The sequence below is a fragment of the Pseudoxanthomonas kalamensis DSM 18571 genome (genome assembly GCF_010211745.1).
GTDB classification, from domain to species: domain Bacteria; phylum Pseudomonadota; class Gammaproteobacteria; order Xanthomonadales; family Xanthomonadaceae; genus Pseudoxanthomonas_A; species Pseudoxanthomonas_A kalamensis.
In genome coordinates, this window is sequence record NZ_PDWQ01000002.1 from 377,577 (window position 1) to 402,983 (window position 25,407).

General features: G+C 66.7%; 20 protein-coding genes. 2 read left to right on the forward strand and 18 right to left on the reverse strand.

What is annotated here, in order from left to right:
• Positions 1–87 precede the first annotated feature (87 nt).
• The 13 genes from CSC70_RS05740 to CSC70_RS05800 form a co-directional block, all read right to left on the reverse strand.
• On the reverse strand, positions 88–1,407 hold the full coding sequence (locus CSC70_RS05740; protein WP_211369425.1) for a dicarboxylate/amino acid:cation symporter: 1,320 nt from the start codon (positions 1,405–1,407) through the stop codon (positions 88–90).
• An 83-nt stretch (positions 1,408–1,490) separates the two neighbouring features.
• The gene (locus CSC70_RS05745) at positions 1,491–2,498 is read right to left on the reverse strand and encodes an isoaspartyl peptidase/L-asparaginase family protein (RefSeq protein WP_211369426.1); all 1,008 of its coding nucleotides are present in this window, start codon (positions 2,496–2,498) and stop codon (positions 1,491–1,493) included.
• Between the two features lie 116 nt (positions 2,499–2,614).
• Positions 2,615–4,282 carry a BatD family protein gene (locus CSC70_RS05750; RefSeq protein ID WP_162455698.1) on the reverse strand — a complete coding sequence of 556 codons (1,668 nt, stop codon included), beginning with the start codon at positions 4,280–4,282 and terminating at the stop codon, positions 2,615–2,617.
• A complete protein-coding gene (locus tag CSC70_RS05755) occupies positions 4,279–6,048 on the reverse strand; it encodes a vWA domain-containing protein (protein ID WP_162455699.1) in 1,770 nt (589 codons plus the stop codon). The genes CSC70_RS05750 and CSC70_RS05755 overlap by 4 nt, the downstream gene beginning before the upstream one ends.
• Positions 6,045–7,052 (reverse strand): vWA domain-containing protein, encoded by a 1,008-nt coding sequence (locus CSC70_RS05760; protein WP_162455700.1) that lies wholly within the window; start codon positions 7,050–7,052, stop codon positions 6,045–6,047. Before CSC70_RS05760 ends, CSC70_RS05755 begins: the two co-directional genes overlap by 4 nt.
• The gene (locus tag CSC70_RS05765) at positions 7,049–7,504 is read right to left on the reverse strand and encodes a DUF4381 family protein (RefSeq protein WP_162455701.1); all 456 of its coding nucleotides are present in this window, start codon (positions 7,502–7,504) and stop codon (positions 7,049–7,051) included. The genes CSC70_RS05760 and CSC70_RS05765 overlap by 4 nt, the downstream gene beginning before the upstream one ends.
• Positions 7,504–8,415 (reverse strand): DUF58 domain-containing protein, encoded by a 912-nt coding sequence (locus CSC70_RS05770; protein WP_162455702.1) that lies wholly within the window; start codon positions 8,413–8,415, stop codon positions 7,504–7,506. The genes CSC70_RS05765 and CSC70_RS05770 overlap by 1 nt, the downstream gene beginning before the upstream one ends.
• 14 nt (positions 8,416–8,429) lie before the next feature.
• Positions 8,430–9,437: an AAA family ATPase gene (locus CSC70_RS05775; RefSeq protein WP_162455703.1), complete on the reverse strand. Its 1,008-nt coding sequence runs from the start codon at positions 9,435–9,437 to the stop codon at positions 8,430–8,432.
• 152 nt (positions 9,438–9,589) lie between these two features.
• On the reverse strand, positions 9,590–11,485 hold the full coding sequence (locus CSC70_RS05780) for a type IV pilus secretin PilQ (protein ID WP_162455704.1): 1,896 nt from the start codon (positions 11,483–11,485) through the stop codon (positions 9,590–9,592).
• A 14-nt stretch (positions 11,486–11,499) separates the two neighbouring features.
• Entirely contained in the window at positions 11,500–12,018 is a 519-nt protein-coding gene (locus CSC70_RS05785; protein ID WP_162455705.1) for a pilus assembly protein PilP, read from the reverse strand.
• 23 nt (positions 12,019–12,041) lie between these two features.
• Positions 12,042–12,704 carry a type IV pilus inner membrane component PilO gene (locus CSC70_RS05790; RefSeq protein WP_162455706.1) on the reverse strand — a complete coding sequence of 221 codons (663 nt, stop codon included), beginning with the start codon at positions 12,702–12,704 and terminating at the stop codon, positions 12,042–12,044.
• A complete protein-coding gene (locus tag CSC70_RS05795) occupies positions 12,701–13,474 on the reverse strand; it encodes a PilN domain-containing protein (RefSeq protein WP_162455707.1) in 774 nt (257 codons plus the stop codon). The genes CSC70_RS05790 and CSC70_RS05795 overlap by 4 nt, the downstream gene beginning before the upstream one ends.
• On the reverse strand, positions 13,474–14,532 hold the full coding sequence (locus CSC70_RS05800; RefSeq protein ID WP_162455708.1) for a pilus assembly protein PilM: 1,059 nt from the start codon (positions 14,530–14,532) through the stop codon (positions 13,474–13,476). Before CSC70_RS05800 ends, CSC70_RS05795 begins: the two co-directional genes overlap by 1 nt.
• 226 nt (positions 14,533–14,758) lie before the next feature.
• On the opposite strand from CSC70_RS05800, the gene CSC70_RS05805 reads away from it, so the two are divergent.
• Both CSC70_RS05805 and CSC70_RS05810 read left to right on the forward strand, forming a co-directional pair.
• Positions 14,759–17,194 carry a penicillin-binding protein 1A gene (locus CSC70_RS05805; RefSeq protein WP_162455709.1) on the forward strand — a complete coding sequence of 812 codons (2,436 nt, stop codon included), beginning with the start codon at positions 14,759–14,761 and terminating at the stop codon, positions 17,192–17,194.
• Between the two features lie 78 nt (positions 17,195–17,272).
• Complete coding sequence (locus CSC70_RS05810; RefSeq protein ID WP_162455710.1) at positions 17,273–17,926, forward strand: hypothetical protein; 654 nt, start codon at positions 17,273–17,275, stop codon at positions 17,924–17,926.
• 59 nt (positions 17,927–17,985) lie between these two features.
• Here the strand turns inward: CSC70_RS05810 and CSC70_RS05815 are convergent, their stop codons facing one another.
• From CSC70_RS05815 to CSC70_RS05835, 5 genes are all read right to left on the reverse strand, one after another.
• Entirely contained in the window at positions 17,986–19,329 is a 1,344-nt protein-coding gene (locus CSC70_RS05815) for a citrate synthase (RefSeq protein WP_425501524.1), read from the reverse strand.
• Positions 19,330–19,517: 188 nt separating this feature from the next.
• The gene (locus CSC70_RS05820) at positions 19,518–19,763 is read right to left on the reverse strand and encodes a type B 50S ribosomal protein L31 (RefSeq protein ID WP_162455712.1); all 246 of its coding nucleotides are present in this window, start codon (positions 19,761–19,763) and stop codon (positions 19,518–19,520) included.
• Between the two features lie 68 nt (positions 19,764–19,831).
• Entirely contained in the window at positions 19,832–20,776 is a 945-nt protein-coding gene (locus tag CSC70_RS05825; RefSeq protein WP_162455713.1) for a nucleoside hydrolase, read from the reverse strand.
• A gap of 24 nt (positions 20,777–20,800) precedes the next feature.
• Positions 20,801–22,906 carry an ATP-dependent DNA helicase RecG gene (gene recG, locus CSC70_RS05830; protein WP_162455714.1) on the reverse strand — a complete coding sequence of 702 codons (2,106 nt, stop codon included), beginning with the start codon at positions 22,904–22,906 and terminating at the stop codon, positions 20,801–20,803.
• A 58-nt stretch (positions 22,907–22,964) separates the two neighbouring features.
• Complete coding sequence (locus CSC70_RS05835) at positions 22,965–25,403, reverse strand: TonB-dependent receptor (protein WP_162455715.1); 2,439 nt, start codon at positions 25,401–25,403, stop codon at positions 22,965–22,967.
• Positions 25,404–25,407: the final 4 nt, after the last annotated feature.

Below are 25,407 nucleotides of genomic sequence, written 5' to 3' on the forward strand. Positions count from 1 at the left end.
GCGCCCGGACCGCCATTGTCCCATCCGCGCCCCGATAAGTCATACCGAACCGGCAGGGCAAGCCCGGCCGGTTCGCGGCCATCGCGGTCAGCCTTCGACCGGGCCGAGATCGTCGACGTCGTCGCCGATATGCGCCGGCTCGCCGCGGCCGACGACCACCGCACCGACCAGATCGCCGGTGACGTTGACCGTGGTCCGGCACATGTCGAGCAGGCGGTCCACGCCCAGGATCAGGCCGATGCCCTCCGGCGGGATGCCGAACATGACCAGGATCATCGCGATCACCGGCAACGAGCCGCCCGGCACCCCGGCCGCGCCGATGCCGCCCATCACGCACAGCAGCAGCACCATCAACTGCTGGCCCAGCGCCAGCTCGACGCCGTAGAACTGGGCCAGGAACAGCACGGTGATGCCTTCGAACAACGCGGTGCCGTTCATGTTGGCAGTGGCGCCCAGCGTGCAGACGAAGCGCGCGACCTGGCGCGGCACGCCCAGGCGCTCCTCGGCCACCATCAGCGAGGTCGGCAGCGTGGCGCTGGACGAAGAGGTCGAGAACGAGGTCAGGATGGCCGGCTCGGCGCCGCGCCAGAACTTCAGCGGTGACATCCTGCCCACCAGCCACAACAGCAGCGGGAACACCACGAAGAAATGCAGACCCAGCGCCAGCAGAACGGTACCGACGAAGCGTGCCAGCTGGATCAGCACGTCGAAACCCAGCCGCGCGGTAATGCTGAACAGCAACGCCGCCACCGCATAGGGCGCCAGCCGGATCACCCATTCGATCAGCCGCAGGCAGATGTCGTAGACACCTTCGCAGAACTCGACGAAATGGTGAGTGCCGTGGGTGCGCAGCACGGTGGCGGCGATACCGAACATCAGCGCGAAGAACATCACCGCGATCAGGTCGCCGCTGGCGGCCGCGGCCACCGGGTTCTTCGGCACGATGTTGAGCAGGATGTCGATGCCGGACGGCGCATTGCGGCCCTTCTCGGCGATCGCACCACCGTGCTCCATCGCCTGCGAGATCAGCAGCGCGCGCTGCTCCTCGGGCAGGCCGATGCCGGGCTGCAGCAGGTTGACCACGACCAGACCGATCATTACCGCGATGGTGGTGACCAGCATGATCCACAGCAGGGTCTTGATCCCGATGCGACCGAGCGACTTCGGGTTGCCGATCTCGACCACGCCCAGCACCAGCGCCGAAAAGATCAGCGGAATCACCAGCATGAACAGCAGGCGCAGGAACAGCTGGCCGATCGGGTCGGCCACGTAGGTGATCAGCGTCTGCAGCCAGTCCGATTGCGCGAACCAGAAGTTGCAGGCCAGACCGGCCAGGGTGCCAACCACGAAACCGATGGCCATCTTCCAGTGCAGCGGCATGCCGCCGCGACCTTGCTGTTCTGACATGCGTCTTCCTCGAATGTCCGGACCGTCAATCCGACCCGATGGCCGAGCTTAGCAAATCGACCGATCGCAGTCGGGTTGGACGTTCAGCGGAATATCGCCGTCCCTCGATCGCCATCGGACTTGAGCCAGCCCCGATTCATGCCACTGGTGCTGAACGGCATGACGATGTTGCCGTCGGCATCCAGTCCGACCGCACCGCCATTGCCCCCCGCATCCGGGATCACACCGAGGATCACGTGATCGGCGGCTTTTGCGATCGGCTCGCCGAGATAGCCGACCCGCGCACAGATGTCGCGCGCGGCATTGAAGCGGATGTAGAACTCGCCCCAGCCGGTTCCGGAAATTCCGCAGCGCGCATCCGCCCAGGTGCCGGCACCGATCACCGGCGAATCGCCGATACGGCCCCACTGCTTGCCGGTCATGCCGCCAGTGGAGGTCCCCGCAGCGATATGCCCGTCCATGTCGAGCGCCACCGCGCCGACCGTGCCGATGTAAGGGTCGTCCAGGTCGATCACCGGCACCTGCCAGCGTTCGGGCCCGGACAGTCCGGCCTGCCCCTGCTGTTTCTTCAGGAAAAGCTCCAGTTGTTCCTGGCGCAGCGGCGTGTCGAACCAGTGGTTGTCCACCCGCTGCAACCGAGGTTGCGTATCGGCGAAGCGCTCTGCGCCTTCGCCGGCCAGCATCACGTGGACCGAGTGATCCATCACCGCACGCGCGGCCAGAATCGGGTTGCGTACCGTGGTCACGCCAGCGACCGCGCCGGCATTCTGGTCGGCGCCGTCCATGATCGAGGCGTCCAGCTCGTGGCCACCCTTGGCGTTGAACACCGCGCCTTTGCCTGCATTGAAATACGGCGATTCCTCCAGCACCACGATCGCCGCCTGCACCGCGTCGATCGCCTTGCCGCCCGATTTCAGCACCTGCTCACCGGCATCCAGCGCCTGATCGAGTACCGCGCGGGTGGCGGCAACGTCTTCGGCGCTCATGCGATCCGGCGCCAATGTACCGGCACCGCCATGCACCACCAGAGCGTACTTGCCCTGCGCCGGCGCCGCCATCGGCAACGCCAGCCCTGTCAGCAGACAAATCATTGCGAGCTTTCTCACCCTTCCACTCCAATGCCGGAAGGCGCCCAGTATGAGCGTTGCGGTACCGGCTATGCCACTTGCAGTGGAGGGTGCAGCGCGACGGCTGCTGTTTCGTTCGCTCAGCGCGGATACAAAGGCGGCAGCAGCTCCTGCACAGGATCTGGGCGTGTCCGCCATTGCGGGCCTTCGCGGAAGGCTTCGCGCAAGGCCGCGCGCGCGGCGACGCCATCGCCGTCCGCCCAACGCACGCGGCGCAGCAATTCGACGGCCTCGCGTTGCGCCGGCAGCGCCAGTATCGACAGCAGCGCATCCAGATCCGGCGCCGGCGGTGTGGCCATGCCGCGCAGTACCTCGCCTACATCGTCCAGGCTGCCGGTATCCAATGCGCGGCGCAGATCGGCGATGCCATGGGTCGGCCGCGCCGGCTCGCGCGGCACTGGACTCGCAGTGTCCGACCCCGCAACACCACCGCCACGCAGGCGCAATGCCCAGACCAGGGTCGCCAGCCACAGCATCCCGAACAGCGCCGCCAGCCACAGCCACAACCGTGCCCATCGGGAAGGCGCCATCGCCACCGCCGGCATGGCGGCGCCGGTATCGGCCGTCTGCATCGCGGCATTCGGCTGCGGCGATGTGGCGAAGGTGCCTGTGCCCGGCGCCACCGGCAACCGCAACGCTGGCAGGTGTGCGCTCCTGGCCGCGCCGGCGCGGACATCCCACCACTTCATTTCCAGCGCCTGCAGGTCGATCATGCCCGCCGTGGCCGGCACCAGCGAATAGCGTCGTGTCAGTTTCACCTGCGGTTCGCCATCGACGAAACTTTCGCTGTAGTCCGGCGGATCGGCAAACACCTGCAGCCCCGGCGCCGACGGCGAGGGTAGTTCCGGCAATTGCGAGCGAGTCGCGCCAACTGCCGTCGCCTCCACCACCAGGCTTGCCGCTTCGCCGGCGCGCAGGTTCTGCGGCACCGCCGTGTAGCGCAGTTGCAGGTTGCGTAGCGGCAGCCACGGCTGCGGCGCGTCCTGCGGCTGCGGCTTCACTTCCAGCCGCTGGCTGGCGCCGCTGGCACGCAGGATGCCGCGCCCGCCGCCACCGAGCATGTCGTCGATCCATCCGCCGGCGCCACGGCCTTCGAAACGCGGCGCTGGCAGGGTCAGCGGTCCGCTGCGCTCGGGCACCAGCAGATAGTGGCGCTCCAGCACCTGGTAGCTGCGCCCGCCAACGTCGCGTGCATACTGCGTGTCGTCACCGACCCGTTGCAGCGAAGCCCCGTCCGGCGCATCCAGATCCAGTTCGCCGGAAACCAGCGGGGTGGCGTAATACAGTCGCACGGTGACACCGACCGATTGCTGCACGTATGGCTCGCGCGCGCCGACCTCGGTTTCCAAGAATGCCGCACCGCCGCGTTGCGCGGACGAACGTCCCGTGGCGGCCACCTTCACCGTCAACTGCAGCGGCCGCGTCCACTCGCTGCCGACGCGCAGGGTCGGAATGTCCAGCACGCCTTCACGCCGCGGTACCAGAGTGACCGCGAACAGCACGCGGGTCTTCATGCCGCCGTTGCCCATCTCGACCTGGCGGCTGCTGGAACGGTCAACGATCTCGAAATCGCCCTGCAGCGGCGAGAAATCCGGCGTGGCCGTGGTCTGGTCGGTCTCGACATTGAGCACCACCGCCTCGCCAGCAGCAACCGGATTGCGATCCAGCCATACGCGCGGCTCGGCCACGGCCGCCGTCGAGAACAGCGCCAGCGCAAACGCCAGGCAGGCGCGCCATCGCATCGTCATCGTCCTTCCCTCCGCCGGCGTTCGTGTTCCAGCCGGAATTTCTCCCGAAGCAGGCCGCCCGGATCATCGGGTACGCGCCGCAACCAGGCATCGACCGCCTGCCGCTGCTCGCGCTGCTCGGCGGTTTCGTTGTCCGCTTCGACCACCGCTTGCGCCTGTTGCGGCTTGCCTTCCTCGTCGGTCATGGCCTGACGCATGCGTTCGCGCTGCGCCGCGTCGGCCTGCTGTTGCGACTGCGCATCCTGCGCCTTCGCGGACGACTCAGATTGCGGTTTGCGATCGGCTGACTCCGGTGTCTGCTGCCGGGACTGCGTCGATGGATCCTGCTCCTGCTGCGATGGCGACGAGCCGGAAGTTTCAGGCTTCTGTCCCGGTTGCGGCTTCGACGACGAATCCTGTTGCTTGCCACCTGCCTGCCCTTGCCGCCCCTGCTTTCCGTCCTGCCCCGATTGCGGTTGCGCGTCCGGATTCTGTTCCGATTGCTGCTTGCGCGCGGCCTGCACCGCCGCGCGATTGGCCTTCGCGTCTTCCATGTCCGGCTGCCGCTTCAATGCCTCGTCGTAGGCAGCGATGGCCGGGTCGTAGTGGCCCTGCTTGGCCAGCGCGTTGCCCAGGTTGTAATAGCCGTCGGCCGTGTCGATACCCTCGAACTGTTGTTGCGCGGCTGCGTAATCGCCCTCGCGATAGGCCCTGGCGCCTTCGACCAGGCGTCCGTGCTGCACCTGATCGGCACGCCGCCACCAGCCGCCTTCGGCGGCCTGCGCCGGAAGCGCCAACGGCAACAGCACGCACAACGCCAGTACCGTCATCCCGCCACGGCGGAACAGCGGCAATGCCAGCAGCAACAGCGGCAGCAGCAGCCAGTAGCCTTCGTCCTGCCAGGCCAGGCCGCCTTGCCCACGCGCGGTCGATGCCGCTTCGCGCGGCTGCAGCACATCGAGCGCCTGCAGGTCGGCATCGTCCGCCGTCAGCGTCCGATAGCGTCCACCGCCGGCCGTGGCCAGCGCCTGCAACGAACCCGTATCCAGCCGCGCCTGCTCGATTGCGCCCGCGCGTGCGCGGTAGGCGCTGCCGGTCGGCGTGCCGATCCCCAGTACCGAGACCCGTGTGCCCTGCTGCCACGCTTCGACCGCGGCGGCTTGCGCGGCCGCGTTCGCCTGGTCGGTCAATAACAGGATGTCGCCATGCTCGAATCCGGCTTGCTGCAGCAACCGTTGCGACCACGCGATGGCCGCGGCCGGATCCTGACCGTCGACCGGCATCACGTCCGGATCCAGTGCGTCGAGGAACAGCGCTACATTGCCGGCATCGTCGGTCAGCGGTGCCACCGTGTACGGCTCGCCGGAATAGGCCACCAGAGCCACCTGCCCGCCTTCGCGCGCACGCAGCAGGTGCGACAGCTTGGCGCGTACCTGCGCCAGCCGCGACGGCGGCAGGTCGTTGGCACTGATGCGGCTGGACAGATCGACGGCGATCACCAGCGGCGAACGCGCCTGCCACAGCGGCTGTTCGCTCTGCCTCCAGCTCGGCCCCGCCAACGCCAGCACTGCCAGCACGATGCAGACCGATGCGAGCCACGGGCCATTGCGCCCCGGCTTGCCGCCATCGTCCAGCAGATGCGGCAACAGATGCGCATCGACCGATTCGCGCCAGACGGCGGCCCGCTGCGCGCGCCGGCGCGCCCACAGCCAAATCACAGGCAATGCCAGCAGCGCCCACAACCAGTGCAGGCGCAGGAAATGCAGGGCATCCCACCAGACGCTCATGGCCAGCGCCCCGGACGGATGAAGGCCAGCACCGCCAGCAGCATCGCCGCTGCCAGCGGCCACGGATACAGCTCGATGCGCGGGCGCACTGCCTTGCCCGGCTGCGTCACCGGCTCGATCCGGTCCAGTTCGTCGTAGATGCCGACCAATTCCGCCGTGTCGCGGGCGCGGAAGAATTGACCACCGGTCGTCTGCGCGATCTTCTGCAACGTCGCCTCGTCGATCTCGTCGTTGCCGCCCACCGGCAGCGCCAGACCGAACAGCGACAACGCGCCGCTGCCGCCGAAGCCGATTGTATGCACGCGCACGTGTTCGGCACGCGCCAGTTCCGCCGCTTTCAGCGGATCGAGCATGCCTGCCGTGTTGACGCCGTCGGTCAGCAGGATCAGTACACGCTGTCCTTTCTTCTGTTCGCGCAGACGCTTGACCGCCAGGCCGATGGCGTCGCCGATCGCGGTCTCGCGCCCGGCCAGACCGGTCACGCTGTCGCGCAGCTGCTCGCGCACCGAGTCGCGATCCAGCGTCAGCGGAGCCAGGGTATAGGCGCGCTGTCCGAACACCAGCAGGCCGACACGATCACCCTTGCGCCGGTCGAGGAAATCGGCGAGCACGGCCTTGGCCGCCGTCAGCCGCTCCACCGCGCGGCCGCCCAACTCCATGTCCGGCTCACTCATGCTGCCGGACAAATCAATCGCCAACATCAGGTCGCGACCGCTGTGCGGCGGCACCACCGCTTCGCCCAGCCGCTGCGGGCGTGCAGCCGCTGCGCACAACAGCAGCCACGCCAGCGCCGCCAGCAACGGCACGCCGAGCCGCCGAGCCGTTCCGCCCGCTTCGACGATGTGGCGCAGGCGTTGCCCGTACGGCACCTTCAGCGCGGCACCGGCCGGCTTGCGCGCCGGCAACAGCCACGCGACTAGCCACGGCAACGGCAAGGCGCACCACGCCCACGGCCAGGCGAAGCCGCCGGAGAATTCGTGCAACCGGAGCAGCCACTCGCTCATCGCCGACCAGCCATCAACTGCAGGAATTTCACACGCGCCAGCGGAACGAATGCCTGCAGCTGCCCGTCATCCACGTCCGGTCGAAACGGCCCGTCCAGCAGGATGCGGCCGACCCCGGCGCTGAAGTCGTGCCCGCCTTCCTCGCCGTCGAGGAAACGCAACCAGTCCTCGCCTTCCAGCGCATCCGTCCCGGCGCGCGCGCGGCGCGATGCACGACGCAGCAATTCCGATGCCGCCGCCACCGCCTGTGCGCCATGCACCGCAGCGACGATCGCATCGAAATGCCGTTCCCAGGCGAGTTGCCGCTGACGGCGTCGATGCCGCCACCACAATCCAAAGACGGCCAATGCCAACAACGCAACGGCCAGCCACCACCAACCCGGCGCCGGCGGCCACCAGGCCGGCGCGGCGGTCACGTGAACATCCCGCAGGATCAGTTCACCGTTCTGCATCAGGCCACCTGCGGCTGCGCTCGGGCCAGCAGGGGTAACCAGGATTCGCTTGCGGCATCGGTCGGCAAGGCCATTGCCCGCACCCCGCAGCGCGACAGTGCGCCGATCGCCGTTTCCAGCCCGTGCACGAATTCCTGATCCCACTCACGCCGCTGGGCGCCGCCGGCCAGATCCAGGCGGACGCGTTCGCCATCGGACAGGAAAGGCAGCACCGATGCGGGCGGCGCCAGTTCCAGCGGGTCGGTCAGCAACAACGCGATCACCTCGGCATGCGCCGCCAGCCCCGACCAGCGCGCCGCAGGCACCGTGGCAATGCTGTGCGGATCGGCCAGCACCACCAGCCGCGAGCCCGGACGCAACAGACGCTGGGCGTGTTCGACCGCCACCGCCAGGCCATCGTCCCGCACCGGCGGTTGCGAGTACCAGCGCACCAGCGCATCCAGTACGCGCAATGCGCCGCGCGCGCCGGCGGCCGGCGGAATCGGTGCTTCGCTGCGACACCCCCGCAGGGCCGCGATGCGGTCGCCGTCGCGCACGGCAGCCCAGGCCGCGACCGCGCCCGCACGCGCCGCCTGCACGGACTTGAAGCGCTCGCGGGTGCCGAAGTACAGCGACGGCGTGGTATCGGCCAGCAGCAGGGTCAGACGATCGCGTTCCGCGTGGTAGAGCTTGGTATGGGTCCGTCCGCTGCGGGCGGTCACCCGCCAGTCGATATGGCGCACATCGTCCCCGGCGACATATTCACGCGATTCGGCGTATTCCATGCCACGGCCCCGGTGCGGCGATGGCGCCGCGCCGACCTGGCCGTAGCGTCCGCGCCGGGCCGGTGGCCGGCGCTGGGCAATGGCGCGCAACGCCACCAGTTCGCTCAGCGCGGGACGGATACCGTTATTGGCCGTGTCCTTCATCATGCGCCCGTCCGCGCTCAGGGCAGCGGAACCTTTTCGACCAGCGCCGCAACCAGGCGGTCGCCGTCCCAGCCTTCAGCCGTCGCTTCATAGCTGGGCAGAACCCGGTGCCGCAACACGTCCGGCGCGATTGCGCGCACGTCCTCGGGAGTAACGTAGTCGCGACCGGCAAGCCAGGCGCGCGCGCGCGCGCAGCGCTCCAGCGCGATCGAGCCGCGCGGGCTGGCGCCCCAGGCGATCCGTGCGGCCAGCGTCGGGTCGTACCGCTGCGGATCACGCGAGGCCAGCACCAGTTCGACCAGATAGCGCTCCAGTTGCGGCGCCAGATGCAGGTCCAGCACCTCGCGGCGAGCGGCGAACACGTCCTCCAGCGGGATCCGCGCCATCACCGCTGCCGCCGGCTGCAGCGTCTGCCGGGCCTGTTCACGGGCCAGCCGCAGGATTTCGGTTTCGGTTTCCGCCTCCGGGTAGCCGATCCGCACGTGCATCAGGAAGCGGTCCAGCTGCGCTTCCGGCAGCGGGAACGTGCCCTCCTGCTCGATCGGATTCTGCGTGGCCATCACCAGAAACAGCTTCGGCAACGGCCAGGTCTTGCCGCCGACGGTGACCTGTCGCTCGCCCATCGCTTCCAGCAGGGCCGACTGCACCTTGGCCGGCGCGCGGTTGATCTCGTCGGCCAGCACGATCGGGTGGAACACGGGTCCGGGCTGGAATTCGAAACGCCCTTCCTGCGGCCGCCATACCTCGGTGCCGGTCAGGTCGGCCGGCAGCAGATCGGGGGTGAACTGGACGCGAGCGAAATCCGCTTCCAGTCGCGACGCCAAGGCGCGGATCGCGGTGGTCTTGGCCAGGCCGGGTGCGCCTTCCACCAGCAGATGGCCATCGGCCAGCAGAGCAATCAGCAGGCGCTCGATCAGCGCCGCCTGGCCGACGATGATTTCGCCCAGCTCATCGCGCAATCGAAGGAAAGCCTGGTGCAGGCGGCTTTCGGCAACCTGTCCGGTGACAGGGGAAGAGACATCCATGGGAGTACCCGTCGGGGATGAACGTCGATTTGACCCGATTGCCGCACAATGGTTCAAGCGGCAACAGTCATGCCCGACAGGCATTCAGCCCGCAGAAACCGAAAGGGCCGTCCGAAGACGGCCCTTTCCAGAACTCATGGCCAGCCCCGAGATCAGCGCTTGGCGACCTGCAGAACCTTGGGGGTGATGAAGATCAGCAACTCGGCCTTGTTCTTCTGCCGGCCCTTCTTCTTGAACAGGTTGCCTAGGAACGGTATATCGCCCAGGAACGGCACCTTGGAAATGCTGGTGCGGTCGGTGAACTCGTACACGCCGCCGATCACCACAGTCTGGCCATCTTCCACCAGTACCGCGGTATTGATCTCACGCTTGTCCAGGATCGGCACAGTACCGAAGTTGACCAGGGTGATGTATTCCCGGACCTCGTCCTTCTTGACATTCAGATTGAGGAATACGCGCCCGTCATTGGTAATGGTCGGGGTAACCCGCAGTTCCAGCACCGCTTCCTTGAATTGTACATTCGGTGTAGCCGCACTACCTGCGGTGCCGCCGGTAATGGTGACGTAACCAATTTCCTGACCCTGCTTGATCACGCCCTCGCGCTGATTGGCCGTGACAATGCGCGGATTGGAAATGACTTCGCCGCGACCTTCTTCCTGCAGCGCAGACAGCTCCAGATCCAGATTGAAGTTCTGCCCCAGCAAGGTGTAAGCAATACTGGCGGCCGGATTGGTGATGAAGCCTGCAGCAGGCAGGTTGACGTTCAATCCATCCGGAACGACATGCAGATTGTCCTGGGAGATCGAGACGCTGTCCTCGACATCGCCGGTAATAATGGCTGTGTTGTCGCCGTACTGCTTGCGGCCTGCGATACCGAACCTGGCGCCAAGGTCGCGAGCGAAGGTATCGGTCGCAATGACGATGCGACCTTCGATCAGCACCTGGTCGACCGGGCGATCGATCACGCCGATCAGTTCACGCATCTGCGCGACTTTCTTCGGAATGTCGCTGATCATCAGGGTGTTGGTGCGCTCGTCGGCAACGATCCGACCACGCGGCGACAGGAAGCCGTTCTCGAACTGGTTGCTGCCACTGCCACCACCGCCGCCGCTGCCCTGATTGCCAATGCCCTTGGCCTCGGTCAACGCCTTGAAGATTTCGGTGGCACTGTGATAGTTGATCTGGACGTAATCGGTGATCAGATCCTGACGGTTCTCGATCGCGATGCGCGCGTCTTCCTTGTCCTGTTCGAACTTGGCGAGTTCCGGCTGCGGTGCCACCCAGATCACGCCACCGTCGCGGCGCTTGTCCAGGCCCTTGGCGCGCAGGACGATCTCCAGCGCTTGGTCCCAAGGCACGTTGACCAAGCGCAGGGTCACGTTGCCCTGCACGGTATCGGAGGCCACGATGTTCAGTCCCGACTCTTCCGCGATCAGCTGCAGCACGGTACGCACCGGTACATCCTGGAAGTTGAACGTGACCGGTCGCCCCTTGTAGGTGCGATTGCTGGCAGCCGCGCTGGTGGCCGCAGATGTCGCCGTGGCGACCGACGACCCGACCGCAGGCTGGGCAGCAGCAGGCAGGATTTCCACCACGTATTCGTTGCCGCTCTGGTAGGCCAGCGATTCGATGCTGCCCTTGGTGTTCAGCACCAGGCGTGTGCCACGGCCGTTGGCAAGCGCGTCGATCCGCTGCACCGGCGTGGCGAAATCGACCACGTTGAGCGGACGCTGCAACGACGCCGGCAGACTGGCATTGCCGACATCGACAATCACCGAGTCGCCCTGATTGCGCAGGTCGGGGGCGGCGCCGTTGCCGTCGAAGCGCAGAATCAGGCGTCCGGCGCCGTCCTGGCCTCGTTTGAAGTCGATGGCCGACACCTGCAACGGGGCCGACGCCTGGCTTCCCGCCTGCGCTGGAGTCACGGGGGTCGCGGCGGCGACGGTACCGGTTGCGGCAAACAATCCGATCGCCAGTCCCAGGCCGCAGGCCCGGACCCGGGTCCGATGCCGTGCAAGACGCAGGCTGAGAACATTCAAAGCGGTCATCGTGTATCCCCTAATCATTGATCTTCAAGCGCGATGGCGGCCGGACGCTCCAGCCAGCCCCCCGCTCCATCCGGTACCAGTTCAACAAGCTCGATGCGATCTTCGTGCACGCTGGTGACACGACCGTCGCTCTGTCCCAGGTATACGCCTGGGCGCACCCGGTAGGTCACCTTGTCCGGCGCCATCACCAGGGCCACAAGCCCACCACCACTTCCGATGGTGCCCACCATGTCGAGGCTGTCCAGCGGATACTGCTCCAGCGTTTCCTTGCGCCGGTTCGGGTCCGGACGCGGACCGCTACTGTCGGCGTTGTTCCATGCATCGCTGAACGGATCGCGCATGTCCTGCGCCGCGTATTCGAAAGTCTCGAATTGCTGCATGACCGGCAACGGATCCAGCGGTGGTGCAGGCCGCGCACGCACGTCCTCCACCCACTTGCGCAGGTTCGGCGCATCGCCCGGTGTACTGGTGATGCCGCGACCACAGCCCGCCAGCACCAGTATCGCAAGCACGGGCAGCGCGATGCGGGTCATTCGGGAAGCCTGATTCATCATGCTCACTTGCCCCCCTTGTTGCCGGCCGCGGCATCCGCTGCCGCCTTCTCCTGCGCGGCCGTCTCTTCCTCGTCCAGATAGCGATAGGTCTTCACCGTGCCAGACAGCTCGAGCATGCCCGCGTTATTGCCATCCTTGGGCTGCAGGGAAATATCGTGCATGGTCAGGATGACCACGCGCGGCAGCGAGGCCACGCCGCTGACGAAGGCGCCGAACTGGTGGTAGCTGCCGACCATGCGCAGGGCGATCGGCTTTTCGGCGTAGAACTCTTTCGGCGACTCCGGGCCGGGCTGGAACAGCTCGTTGCTCAGGCCGCTCGACAAGGCCGTCTGCGAGACATCGACGATCAGGTCGGGCATTTCGGTCTTGCTGGGCAGCTGACGGAGCATCTGCTGCAACACCTGCTCCATCTGCGCCAGCTGCTGCTTCAGCGGCTCCAGATTGGCGGCACGCCCGGCCTTGTCTTCGAAGTCCCGACGCAGCTGGGTTTCCTTGCCCTCCAGGCTTGCCAGCTCTTCGCTCTTGCCCTTGATCAGCAGGAACCAGGCCATCACCAGAATGAACAAGCCGACCAGCACGCAGAACACGATCTTGGCGTTGCGCGGCCAGTCGCCGATGTTGTTGAAGTCCAGGTCGCTGACCTTGAAAGGTTTCTTCTGGCTCATGACGCCGGCTCCGTTTCAGTGGCCGGCGCGGTCGCCGGGTCGGCTTCCGGTTGCGCCGGTGCGCTGGCAGGCGTCGATTCCGTGTCGGCCGGTGTCGATGCAGGCGCATTCGCCGGAGCCGCTTCCTGCGCCGCCGGCATGACTTCGACCACTTGAGTGTCCCCGGATGCCCCGTCGGCAGCGGCCGCTTCCGCGTCGTTGGGGGTGGCCAGGCGAACCTGCAGGGTGAAGGTATACGGCAACGCCCGGGCAAAACCGGCCGCCGCACCCTTCGCGTCGCCGGGCGCCTTGGCTTCGATGATGGCCAAGTCGGGCTTGGTCATCCAGCCGGAAGATTCCAGGTTGCGCATGTAGCTGCTGACCCGCGCATTCGACTGCGCGCGGCCTTCGATGGTCAGCACCTCGCCTTCCTGTTTCAGGTTGGTCAGGGCGACGCCGTCCGGAATGGTGCGTACCAGAGAATCGAACAGGTGCACCATCTGCGAGCGATTGGCCTGCAACTCTTCGATGACCTTCTTGCGCGCCAGCAAGCGGTCCTTCTGCTTGTCCAGCGTCTCGATTTCGGCGATCTGCGCATCGAGCTTGGTGATCTCGCTGGTCAAGAACTGGTTGCGTCCCTCCTGGCCACTGATCTGGGCACCGTAGTAGAGCCACAGCAGGATCGCGAGCGCGACGCCGGCCAGCGCCGCGAAGCCGAGCATGCCGTAGAACTCTTTCTGTCGGGCCGCTCGCCGTTCCGCGCGCCAGGGGAGCAGATTGATCTTTGCCATCAGTCGAAGCTCCTCAGCGCCAGGCCGGTGGCGATCATCAGCGCCGGCGCGTCCTGCGCCAGAGCATGCGCCTGCACACGCTGACCGAGGGTCATCTGCGCCAGCGGATTGGCTACCAGGGTCGGTACCCCAAGCTGCTCCTCGACCATTTCCGGCAGGCCGATCAGCGCGGCGCAACCGCCGGCGAGCACGATCTGGTCAACCCGGTTGAATTCGCTGCCCGCGTAGAAGAACTGCAACAAACGGCTGATCTGCTGCACGGTGGCTTCCTTGAACGGCTCCAGCACCTCGACCTCGTAACTGTCCGGCAGGCCGCCCTGGCGCTTGGCCATGCCGGCTTCCTCGTAGGTCAGGCCGTAGCGGCGCATGACCTCGTCGGTCAGCTGCTTGCCGCCGAACACCTGTTCGCGGCTGTAGACGCTGCGCCCGTCGCGCAGCACGTTCAGGGTGGTCATCGTGGCGCCGATGTCGACCAGCGCGACCAGACCGTCGGCGGGCACCGCCAGTTCGTTGGCAATCAGGGCGAAGGCGTTTTCCACCGCAAAGGCTTCCACGTCCATCACCCGCGCGGTCAGTCCGGCCAGTTCCAGCGCCGACTGCCGCAACTCCACGTTTTCCGAACGCGATGCCGCCAGCAGTACCTGCACCATTTCCGGATTGTTCGGAACCGGGCCCAGCACCTCGAAATCCAGGTTCACTTCGTCGATCGGATACGGGATGTAGTTGACCGCTTCCAGCTCGACCTGCGCTTCCAGTTCCATCTCGTCCAGCTCGGCCGGCATCGGGATGATCTTGGTGATGACCGCCGATCCGGCCACCGCCGCGGCGGCGAACTTGGCCTTGGTCCCGGCGCGGGTCACTGCGCGGCGGATCGCCTCGGCCACGGCTTCGACTTCGACGATGTTCTTTTCCACCACCGCATTCGGCGGCAGAGGTTCCACGGCATAGTGTTCCACGCGGAAACGATTGCCCGCGCGCGACAGCTGCAGCAGCTTGACCGCGGTCGAACTGATGTCAACGCCAACCAGCGGTGGCTGGCTTTTCGGGAGTAGCCCCACGGTTTTCCCCTTTCCAGCAGGCACAGCCCCCGGCCGTTCCTGTCAGTCTTGTTATCGGTATCTAGAGCATATCCTACGGCACTCGCGGTGTTTCGTCCCGGGTGTGCCGCTTGTCACATTTGTTTAGAGATGCAGGCCAAGTGTTTGTTTCCCCCGGAATCGTTACTGGCTTGCCGGCCCTAATCTATACTCCGCCGCTGTCAATTGTGCAATCGGAACCGTACGGATGCCCCGTTTCCGCCGCCTGCTGCGCTGGGCGATCTACCTCTTCATCGCCTTCGCGCTGATCGCCGCAATCGGGCTTGGCATCCTGTATTACGTGGTTTCCTCCAAGTTGCCCGAAGCGGATATCCAGTCGCTGCGGGATGTCCAGCTGCAGGAGCCGCTGTACATCTACGCCCGCGACGGCCGGCTGATCGGCCTGTTCGGCGAAACCCGCCGCTATCCGGTGGATATCGATCAAGTCCCCGAGCAAGTCAAACGCGCTTTCATCGCCGCGGAGGACAGCACCTTCTATCAGCACAAGGGCGTCGATCCCAAGGGCATCGCCCGTGCAGTCTGGCAGATCGTCAGCCGCAAGGAAGGCCGGGTAGCCGGCGGCAGCACGATCACCCAGCAGGTGACCCGCCAGTTCTTCCTGAGCTCGGAGTACAGCTACACCCGCAAGCTGGCCGAAATGATGCTGGCGATGCGGATGGAGAAGGAACTGGGCAAGGACGAGATCCTCGGCCTGTACCTGAACAAGAGCTTCTTCGGCAACCGCGCCTACGGCGTGGCCGCCGCCGCCGAGTACTACTACGGCAAGTCGCTGGACCAGCTGACCACCGCCGAAACCGCCACCCTGGTCAGCACACTGAAATTCCCCTCCACCGGCAATCCGATCAGCAATCCGGCGCGCAACCACGAGCGCAGCCTGTACGTGATCGAACGCATGCGGGAAGACGGCTACCTGACCCCGACCGAAGCGGCCACGGCCAAAGCCGAAGCCATGCATGCCAGACCGCACGAGCGCGAAATCGAGGTCTACGCGCCCTACGTGGCCGAAATGGTCCGCCAGGAGATGATCGCCCGCTACGGCGGCGACGTGCTGACCAAGGGCTACCACGTCACCACCACGATCGACCCGACCACCCAGGCGGCGGCCGACACCGCGGTCCGCGATGGCCTGTCGCTGTACGACCACCGCCATGGCTGGCATGGGGTGGAGCAACACTTCGACGTGCCGGCCGATGCCGACGCCACGGCCTTGGCACGCCTGCTGAACGGCATCCCGACCCAGGCCGACATGCTGCCGACCGTGGTCACCCGCGGCGATGGCGACGGGGTGGTCGTGGTCGCCGCCGATGGCCGCGAAATCGCCCTGCCCGCCGCCGCCAGCCGCTGGACCGGGCGCACGCCGGCCGCCCTGCTCAAGCGCGGCGATCTGGTACGGATCCGCCCCGGCAAGAACGAGGGCGACTACCTGATCGACCAGATCCCGGCCGCGCAGGCCTCGCTGGTCTCGCTGGAAGCCAACACCGGCGCCATCCGCGCCATCATTGGCGGTTACAGCTTCGCCGGAAACGAATTCAACCGCGCCACCCAGGCCCGGCGCCAGCCCGGCTCCAGCTTCAAGCCGTTCGTGTACGCCGCCGCCTTCGACAAGGGCTTCAACCCGGCCTCGATCGTGCTCGACGCCCCGGTGGTGTTTCGCGACCGTCGCGGCCGCATGTGGCGGCCGCAGAACGACGGTGGCGGGTTCTCCGGACCGATGCCGCTGCGCGAGGCGCTGGTGCGCTCGAAGAACCTGGTTTCGGTCCGCCTGCTGGACGGGATCGGTGTCGATTTTGCCCGCAAGTACATCAGCCAGTTCGGCTTCGAGGAATCCGAGCTGCCGCCCAACCTGTCGATGTCGCTGGGCACCGCCTCGCTGACCCCGCTGTCGATGGCGCGCGGTTATGCCGCCTTCGCCAACGGCGGCTCGCGCATTACCCCGTGGCTGATCGACGAGGTCAAGGACCGCGACGGCAGCGTCATCTTCAAGGAAGTCCCGGCCGTGGCCTGCCGCAGCTGTGGCGGCCATGCCGGCAGTTCGGCGACCAGCAGCGTCGTCGACGGTTTCAACTTCGGCCCGACGCAATCGGCCGCTCCCAAGCCCGAGGCCGCGCCCTCGCCGGAAAGCGCGCCGCAAACCGCAGGAAACGACCCCGCGACCGCCGAAACCACCACCGCCCCGCGTGCGATCGACGAACGTACCGCCTACCAACTGGTGTCGATGATGCGCGACGTGGTGCTTCGCGGCACGGCGACGGCGGCACGGGTACTGAACCGCGAGGACGTCGGCGGCAAGACCGGTTCCACCAACGACTACCGCGATGCCTGGTTCGCCGGGTTCGGCGGCCCCTATGCCACCGTGGTCTGGGTCGGCAAGGACAATTTCCGCAGCCTCGGCCGCGGCGAGTACGGCGGCCGCGCCGCGCTGCCGATCTGGATCGACTACATGCGGGTGGCGCTGAAGGATCAGCCGGTGGCGCAGAATGAACCGCCGCAAGGCATGGTCGAAGTGACGGTCAACGGCAAGACCGAATGGGTCAAGGTCGAAGACGCCGACCGCATGCACGACGACGACAGCTTCTACGACGAGGATGTCTTGCCCGACGAGGAGGCGTTCGACATCTTCTGATCCGGAAGGAATCGTCCTTCCCCGGACCGATACGGGTTTCCTGTAGAGTCGATCAAGGCCTCCGCAGGGGACATCGACATGCATCGCGCCCGCCAACATGCCGAGACGCGGACCCGCGAGCGTCGGCGACGACTGGCCCACGAAGCCGCACGATTGATGGCCGAGGGCGGGTTCCGCGACTTCCACCAGGCCAAGCTCAAGGCCGCCAGCCGGCTGGGCATCCACGACGATGCCTCGCTGCCGCGCAATCGCGAGATCGAGGACGCCCTGCGCGAATACCAGCGCCTGTTCTTCGGCGACGCGCAGGTTTCCGCCTTGCGCATGCGCCGCGAAGCCGCCCTGCACGCGCTGGAGTTCCTCGCCCGTTTCGAGCCGCGGCTGGTCGGCCCGGTGCTGGACGGCACCGCCGATGCGCGCTCGCCGGTGCAGTTGCACCTGTTCGCCGACGACGCCGATGCGGTGCCGCGCTTCCTCGACGAACACGGCATCCCGGCCGAATCGCGCAGCCGCCACGTCCGTCTGGACCGCAACCGGGAAACCGACCTGCCGGTCTGGCGGTTCTCCGCCGACGGCATCGGTTTCGACCTGCTGGTCCTGCCGCGCGACGCCCTGCGCCAGGCGCCACTGTCCGCCGTGGACGAAAAGCCGATGCGCCGGGCCTCGGTAGCCCAGCTGCGGGAATTGCTGGCCGAGGACGAGATCGAAAACTACCTGGACGTGCCGTCCGCCTGAAACGACGACGCCCCGCCGAAGCGGGGCGCCATCCTGATCAACCGCAACAACCCGCAGGCTTAGCGGTCGCCGGCGCCCTTGTAGTCGCGCACGTCGTAACCGGTGTAGATCTGCCGGGGGCGACCGATCTTCATTTCCGGATCGACCTGCTGCTCCAGCCAGTGTGCCACCCAACCGGCGGTGCGGCCGATGGCGAACATGACCGTGAACATCTCGGTCGGGATCTTCAGCGCCTTGTAGATGATGCCGCTGTAGAAATCGACGTTGGGGTAAAGCTTGCGCTCGACGAAGTATTCGTCCTTCAGCGCGGCCTCTTCCAGCTTCATCGCCACTTCCAGCAGCGGATCGTCCACGCCCAGCTCGCCCAGCACCTTGTGGGTCATCTCGCGGATGATCTTGGCGCGCGGGTCGAAGTTCTTGTAGACGCGGTGGCCGAAGCCCATCAGGCGGAACGGATCGCTCTTGTCCTTGGCCCGGGCCACGGCGGTTTCGACCTTGTCCGCGGTGCCGATCTCATCGAGCATCTTCAGCACCGCTTCGTTGGCGCCGCCATGCGCCGGGCCCCACAGCGCGGTGATGCCGGCGGCCACCGAGGCATACGGATTGGCACCGGTCGAACCGACCAGCCGCACGGTCGAGGTGGAGGCGTTCTGCTCGTGGTCGGCGTGCAGGATGAACAGCAGGTCCAGCGCCTTGGCCACCACCGGATTCATTTCCAGCGGCTCGCTCGGCAGTTCGAACATCATGTGCAGGAAGCGGTCGACGTAGCCGACGTTGTTGCGCGGGTAGCGGATCGGCCAGCCGATCGAGTAGCGGTAGGCCGCAGCGGCCAGGGTCGGCACCTTGGCGATCAGGCGGATCGCGGCCAGCCGACGCTGCTCCGGATCCTCCAGGTCGAGGGTGTCGTGGTAGAACGCCGACAGCGAAGCGACGCTGGCGGCAAGCATCGCCATCGGGTGCGCGTCGTAGTTGAAACCCTGCAGGAAGTTCTTCAACTTCTCGTGCATCATCGTGTGATGCGTGACCTCGTTCTCGAAAGCCGAGAACGCTTCCTTGCTTGGCAGCTCGCCATTCATCAGCAGATAGGCCACCTCGAGGAAATTCGAGTGCTCGGCCAGTTGTTCGATCGGGTAGCCGCGGTACAGCAGCACGCCCTTGTCGCCGTCGATGTAGGTCACCGCGGACTTGCAGCTCGCCGTGGCGGTGAAGCCGGAGTCGTAGGTGAACAGGCCGGTTTCCTTGGTCAGCCTGGAAATGTCGACGCAATCGTTGCCCAAGGTGGGCTTGAGCACCGGCAACGCCACCGCCTTGTCGCCGGCGGTCAGGGTCACCTGATCGAGTGCTTTGGAATCGGACACAGCATGCTCCTTCGTGGGGGGCGCCGGGCACGCGACCTGACGCATGACGGGAGCCCGCGGCGGTCCCGCGGGTACTGTGAATTATCGCATACGCGCCAGCGCGCCGCGGCTGCGCAAACGCGTCTTCGGAGGCGAATCCGACTAAAGGACGAGCCGCGCGAAAGCACAAACGGAAACGGCCGCGCTAGGCGCGGCCGTCGAGTCCGAAGCATTTCACCACGCTGTCGCGGCGATTACTTCTGCTGGTAACGACGCTGGAACTTGTCGATGCGCCCGCCGGTGTCCACGACCTTGTGCTTGCCGGTGTAGAACGGGTGGGAGGCGGAGGAAATTTCCACCTTGACCAGCGGGTACTCGTTGCCGTCCTCCCAGGTCGTGGTTTCCTTGCTGGCAAGGGTCGACCGGGTCAGGATCTTGAAATCCGAAGTCACGTCGTGGAAGACGACTTCGCGGTATTCGGGATGGATGTCGGCCTTCATGGCGGCACCAGATGTGCGAAGGGAAGCCCAGCATTGTAACCAAAGCCCCTGGCGCGGCGCAAGCCGGCTCAGGTCGCGGCCAGCGCCTCCCGGATCAGGCCCTCGAAACGGTCGCGGTCGTAGCGCAGCAGGATCTCAGGCCCGGCCTCCGTCCCCTCGGCCTCGTGCCGCCAGTCGACCAGGCTGGCGCCGCGGCCGTGGCCGCCCTGCAGTTCGATCACCAGCGGCCGCCGCACCCGTTCCAGCGCGCCCTCCGGCTGCAGCGCCAGCGCCATGCCCAGGGCATCGGCGGCGTACCAATATTCGCCCCGGCGATCCAGCGACCACAGCCGGGTTTTCTCGGAGATGGCAGCGTAGAAGCGCGCCTGCGGGGTATCGGCCCGCAGCCACTCCTCGACCCGTTCGTGCAACAGGCCATGAGCCAGGGTGGCCTCCCAGTCGGCCAGTTCGATGGCGCTGCCGAAGGCCTGGAACACCAGATGCGCGGCTTCCGGGTCGAAATAGAAGTTGAACTCCGCCGCCGCGGTGATGTTGCCGTGCGCGGTGACCGCCCCGCCCATCACCACCAGCCGGGCCACCCGCTGCGGCAGGCTCGGGTCCAGCTTCAGCGCCAGCGCGATGTTGGTCAGCGGCCCCAGCGCCACCAGCAGCAGGCGCCCGGCGTGCTGGTGCGACAAGCGCAGGATGGCCAGCGCGGCATGTTCGGCCTCGGCCTGCCGGGCCGGCGGCGGGTAACCGACATCGCCGAACCCGTCCTCGCCGTGCACGTAACCGGCGTCCGGGGCCGGATGCAGCAGCGGCGCCGGCGCGCCGGCGAACACCGGAATGTCATCACGGCCGGCCACTTCGCACAGCTTCAGCGCGTTGCGCACGGTATGGGCCAGGCCGACATTGCCGGCAGCGATGCTCAACCCGACCACCCGGTGGCGCGGGTCGTTGAAGGCCATCAGCAGGGCCAGCGCGTCGTCCACGCCGGGGTCGGTATCGATCAACAGCGGAATGCGTTCGTCCATTCGCCCATTATGCGCGAAGCGGTTTCAGGCCCCGGCATAGCGGGCCGCGCCACCGACCCAGCGGGCGACGATGCGGTCGGCCTGCTGCGGCGCCTCGGCCAGCAGGCGGTCGGCCAGCGCGTGCACCTGCGGCAACAGGCCGGCGTCGCGGCCGAGGTCGGCGATGCGGAAATCGGCCAGCCCGGTCTGGCGAGTGCCCAGCAACTCGCCGGGACCGCGCAGTTCCAGGTCCTTTTCGGCGATCACGAAGCCGTCGCTGGTCTGGCGCAGGGTATCCAGCCGCTGCCGCGCCATCTGCGACAACGGCGGCTGGTACAGCAACACGCAGGTCGAAGCCGCCGCGCCGCGCCCGACCCGGCCGCGCAACTGGTGCAACTGCGCCAGGCCCAGCCGCTCGGCGTTCTCGATGATCATCAGCGAGGCATTGGGCACGTCGACGCCGACCTCGATTACCGTGGTCGCCACCAGCAGATCGATCTCACCACGGGTGAAGGCCTGCATGGCGGCCTGCTTGGCCGCGGCCTTCATCCGCCCGTGGACCAGAGCGATGCGCAACTCCGGCATTGCCGCATCCAGTTGTTCGAAGGTGGTCTGCGCGGCCTGGGCGACCACTTCGTCGGATTCGTCGATCAGGGTGCATACCCAGTAGGCCTGGCGGCCTTCGCTGCAGGCGGCGCGGATGCGTTCGACCAGTTCCGGCCGACGCTCGGCGGCCAGCGCCACCGTCTGCACCGGGGTGCGTCCGGGCGGCAACTCGTCAATCGCCGATACATCAAGATCGGCATAGGCGGTCATGGCCAGGGTGCGCGGGATCGGGGTAGCGGTCATCACCAGCTGGTGCGGCACCGCGCCGCCGCCGGCCGCGCCCTTGTCGCGCAAGGCTAATCGTTGCTGCACGCCGAAACGGTGCTGCTCGTCGACGATGGCCAGGGCCAGATCGTGGAACACCACCGCCTCCTGCATCAGCGCGTGGGTGCCGACCACGACCTGCGCCACGCCAGAAGCCACGTCCTCCAGCGCCTTGGCGCGCGCCTTGCCGGTCACCTTGCCGGCCAGCCAGGTCACCTGCACGCCCAGTGGCTGCAACCACGCGTGCAGGTTGCGCAGGTGCTGCTCGGCCAGCAATTCGGTCGGCGCGGCCAGCGCGACCTGCCGCCCCTGCTCAACCGCCAGCATCGCCGCCAGCGCGGCGACCACGGTCTTGCCGGAACCGACATCGCCCTGCACCAACCGCAGCATCGGCAACGGCTTGGCGAGGTCGGCGCATACCTGTTCGAACACCCGCCGTTGCGCCGCGGTCAACCGGAACGGCAACGACTGCTCCAGCCGGCGTGCCAGCACGCCGTCGCCGGCCAGCACCGGCGCGCGATGCCGCTGCAGGGCGATCCGCTGCCGACGCAGGCTCAACTGGTGCGCCAGCAATTCCTCCAGCGCCAACCGGCGCTGCGCCGGATGCTGGCCGGTCAGCAACGCGGACACGTCGGCATCGAGTGGCGGACGATGCAGTGTCAGCACGGCCTCGCGCAGCGAAGGCAGCCGCAACGCATCCAGCACGTCCGCCGGCAGCAGCTCCAGCGAGGCCTCGTCGGGCAGGCGATCCAGCGCCTGCGCCACCAGCCGGCGCAGACTGACCGGGCCGATGCCCTCGATCGCCGGATACACCGGGTCCAGCGCCTCGCCCAGGTCTTCGCCACCCTCTTCGTCCAGCACCCGATAGCTGGGGTGGACGATCTCCAGTCCGTGCTGGCCCGGGCGCGGCGTGCCGTAGCAACGCACCCGTGCGCCGACGCGGAACTGGTTGACCTGCTGCGAACGGAAGTGGAAGAAGCGCAGGACCAGGGTTGCCTGCGAATCGTCGGCGATCGCCACCCGCAACATCGGCCGGTAGCGGAAGCCGCGTTCGACCGCTTCCACCCTGCCCTCGACCTGTACTGTCTCGCCCGCCCGCAGTTCGGCAATCGGCGTCAGCCGGGTGCGGTCCTCGTACTGCCGCGGCAGGTGCAGCCACAAATCCTGCAGGGTCAGCAGGCCGCGCGCGGCCAGCTTCTCGGCCACCCGCGGGCCAACGCCCTTCAGCGAGGCGATGGGGATGCGGGCCGCCTCGTCGTGCCCGGAACCGGCTTGCGACATGCCGACAAGCATGCAGGCTGGCCCCGGCGGATGCCAGCCCGCCGGAACCCGGCCACGATCAGAACGAGACGCTCAGCTCCGCCCCGAGCTGACGCGGCGCCGATATCGAAGCGAACGGCGTGCCCAGCACCGAGGCGCTGATGTTGTTCACCCCGGTCACGTACTGCTTGTCGAACACGTTGTTGCCGTACACACCCAGGCCCCAGACGCCGTCGGCCGAGGTCCATTGCACGCGCACGTCGGTGCGGTTCTGCGCCTCGTTGACGTTGAAGTTGGGGCTGCTCTGGCAACTGCCCTGGGTCTGCGATTCCGCGTTGCAGCGACCTTTGCCGCGGTAGGCATGCAGCAACGAGAGGCTCAGGTCGCCCGCATCCCCCAGGTTGAAGGTGTAGCTGCCACCCAGCGACAACGACAGATACGGTTCGCCAGTCGGATCACCGGAAACGTCGGTGCCGTTGATCATGGCGTCCTTGTAGGTCGAATCGATGAAGGCGCCGGACAGGTTCAGGTCCAGCCCCTGCACTGGCCGCCAGTGCATGTCCAGATCCACACCCCAGGCTTGCAGATCGCTGGTATCGATCAGGTAACGTGGCACTGCCGAACCGGCGGTGCTGGTATCCAGGTAGATCGACTGCCGGTCCTTGTAGATGTAGTAGTAGGTGGACGCGTTGAGCGACAGCTTCTGCTCCGGGAACACGGTCTTGATGCCGAATTCGGCGTTCCACACTTCCTCGTTGTCGAAGTACGACAGCGGCTGCACGCTGTTGTAGCCACCGGCCTTGTAACCCTTGGCCAACGAGGCGAACACCATGGTGTCGTCGCTGAGCGCGTAGTCGATCACGAAACGCGGACTGATATCGGTCCAGGAGTCCTTCTTGCCGACCTTGACCCCTTCCAGTTCACCGAAGGCGAATACGAAATCTTCCTGGAACATCTCGGCCGCCACCGGCAGGCCCATCGACTGCAACAGGGCGAAGAACCCGGCCTGGTCCAGCGCCGCCAGCGTGTAGTCGAACGTCTCCGCTTCGCGCGGGCCGTTGTACCAGGAGAACTCCTTGCGGTCGTGGGTCAGGCGCAGGCCGAAAGTCAGGTTGAGCCTGTCGTTGACGTGCCAGATGACGTCGCCGAACGCGGCCAGCGCCTGCGCGTCGCCCTGGTTGATCATGCTTTCGGTCCAGGTATGGCCCAGCATGGTGAACGGAATGCCCTGGCCTTGCAGGATCTGGTCGATCAGCGCGATGGCGTCGATCGGCCCGCCCAGCATCTGCAGGTTGGACATCCCCGTGCCGAGGCTGTCGGTCAGCAGGCGAGTATCGCTGGTCTGGTCGGCCTCCTCCTTGAACCAGCTGACGCCGGCCACCCAGTCGAAACTGCCGGCCACGCCGTTGAACTTGAATTCCTGGTAGTAGCTGCGGTTGCTCTCGATGTTGGCAGTATCGAAGTACAGGTTGGGGCGGTTGCTGCCGTCCTCGTCCTCGCGGTTGACGGTATCGAAGTCGCGCAATGCAGTGGTCGACAGCAGGGTGCCCCAGGAAAAATCGTGGGTGACCTGCAGGGTGACGCCGTTGAAATTGCGCGATTCCTCGTTGCCGATCACGTCGTTGTACACCGGTGCATCCAGCGGATTCAGGTACGTGGCCGGATCGGCCGGATACGGCGCGACCGACGGATACGGATCCAGCGCCACCAGCCCGATCGCCGGACGCGCCTTCTGGTTGATGCTTTCATGGTCCCATGACAGGTTCAGCGTGGTCGCATCGCCCAGTTCCGAGCGCCAGGCCGCACGGGTCGCCCAGCTGTCCTCGGGGTTGAGCTTGGCGCCGCTGCCGGCGTCGGTCAGCCAGCCGTCGCTGTGGTTGCTCAGCGCGCTGAAGCGCAATGCGTGGCGATCACCGAACGGGATGTTGACCAGACCGGACAGATATTCGCGCCCATCCTCGCCGAAGCGCAGTCGGGCGTTCGCCTCGAACGCGCTTCCGGGCTTGTTGGTGATCAGCGACACCGCGCCGGCGGCGCTGTTGCGGCCGAACAGCGTGCCCTGCGGCCCCTTCAGCACCTCGATCCGCTCAATGTCGTTGAACGCCAGCATGGCACCACCGGTGCGCGCCGAATACACGCCGTCGATGTACACGCCCACCGGCGGATCGGTGCCGATGCCGAAATCGCCGACCGAGATGCCGCGGATCGCGTAGCGCGGCTGGGTCGGGCTGCCATCGGACACCACCAGGCCGGGCACGAAGTCGGCCAGGTCGCCGATGTCGTTGGCGGCGACGCGGTCAATCGTCTCGCCGTTGACCACCTGGATGGCGATCGGCACGTCCTTCAGTTCCTGTTGACGGCTCTGCGCGGTCACGGTGACGGTGTCCAGCGTGGCGGCATCGTCCTGCGCTTCGGCGGTCGCCTGTTGCGCCAGTGCCGATCCGGCGGCGCTGAGCAGGCAACTGGCCAGCAGGGCGCGGCGCAGGCCGATTGCCAATTCGCGTTGATGCAAGTTCATCACT

Bases quoted from the DNA above. Each gene is read 5' to 3' on its own strand.
- CSC70_RS05740 (WP_211369425.1), bottom strand. From the start codon at position 1,407: ATGTCAGAACAGCAAGGTCGCGGCGGCATGCCGCTGCACTGGAAGATG.
- CSC70_RS05745 (WP_211369426.1), bottom strand. From the start codon at position 2,498: ATGATTTGTCTGCTGACAGGGCTGGCGTTGCCGATGGCGGCGCCGGCG.
- CSC70_RS05750 (WP_162455698.1), bottom strand. From the start codon at position 4,282: ATGACGATGCGATGGCGCGCCTGCCTGGCGTTTGCGCTGGCGCTGTTC.
- CSC70_RS05755 (WP_162455699.1), bottom strand. From the start codon at position 6,048: ATGAGCGTCTGGTGGGATGCCCTGCATTTCCTGCGCCTGCACTGGTTG.
- CSC70_RS05760 (WP_162455700.1), bottom strand. From the start codon at position 7,052: ATGAGCGAGTGGCTGCTCCGGTTGCACGAATTCTCCGGCGGCTTCGCC.
- CSC70_RS05765 (WP_162455701.1), bottom strand. From the start codon at position 7,504: ATGCAGAACGGTGAACTGATCCTGCGGGATGTTCACGTGACCGCCGCG.
- CSC70_RS05770 (WP_162455702.1), bottom strand. From the start codon at position 8,415: ATGATGAAGGACACGGCCAATAACGGTATCCGTCCCGCGCTGAGCGAA.
- CSC70_RS05775 (WP_162455703.1), bottom strand. From the start codon at position 9,437: ATGGATGTCTCTTCCCCTGTCACCGGACAGGTTGCCGAAAGCCGCCTG.
- CSC70_RS05780 (WP_162455704.1), bottom strand. From the start codon at position 11,485: ATGACCGCTTTGAATGTTCTCAGCCTGCGTCTTGCACGGCATCGGACC.
- CSC70_RS05785 (WP_162455705.1), bottom strand. From the start codon at position 12,018: ATGACCCGCATCGCGCTGCCCGTGCTTGCGATACTGGTGCTGGCGGGC.
- CSC70_RS05790 (WP_162455706.1), bottom strand. From the start codon at position 12,704: ATGAGCCAGAAGAAACCTTTCAAGGTCAGCGACCTGGACTTCAACAAC.
- CSC70_RS05795 (WP_162455707.1), bottom strand. From the start codon at position 13,474: ATGGCAAAGATCAATCTGCTCCCCTGGCGCGCGGAACGGCGAGCGGCC.
- CSC70_RS05805 (WP_162455709.1), top strand. From the start codon at position 14,759: ATGCCCCGTTTCCGCCGCCTGCTGCGCTGGGCGATCTACCTCTTCATC.
- CSC70_RS05810 (WP_162455710.1), top strand. From the start codon at position 17,273: ATGCATCGCGCCCGCCAACATGCCGAGACGCGGACCCGCGAGCGTCGG.
- CSC70_RS05815 (WP_425501524.1), bottom strand. From the start codon at position 19,329: ATGCGTCAGGTCGCGTGCCCGGCGCCCCCCACGAAGGAGCATGCTGTG.
- CSC70_RS05820 (WP_162455712.1), bottom strand. From the start codon at position 19,763: ATGAAGGCCGACATCCATCCCGAATACCGCGAAGTCGTCTTCCACGAC.
- CSC70_RS05825 (WP_162455713.1), bottom strand. From the start codon at position 20,776: ATGGACGAACGCATTCCGCTGTTGATCGATACCGACCCCGGCGTGGAC.
- recG (WP_162455714.1), bottom strand. From the start codon at position 22,906: ATGTCGCAAGCCGGTTCCGGGCACGACGAGGCGGCCCGCATCCCCATC.
- CSC70_RS05835 (WP_162455715.1), bottom strand. From the start codon at position 25,403: ATGAACTTGCATCAACGCGAATTGGCAATCGGCCTGCGCCGCGCCCTG.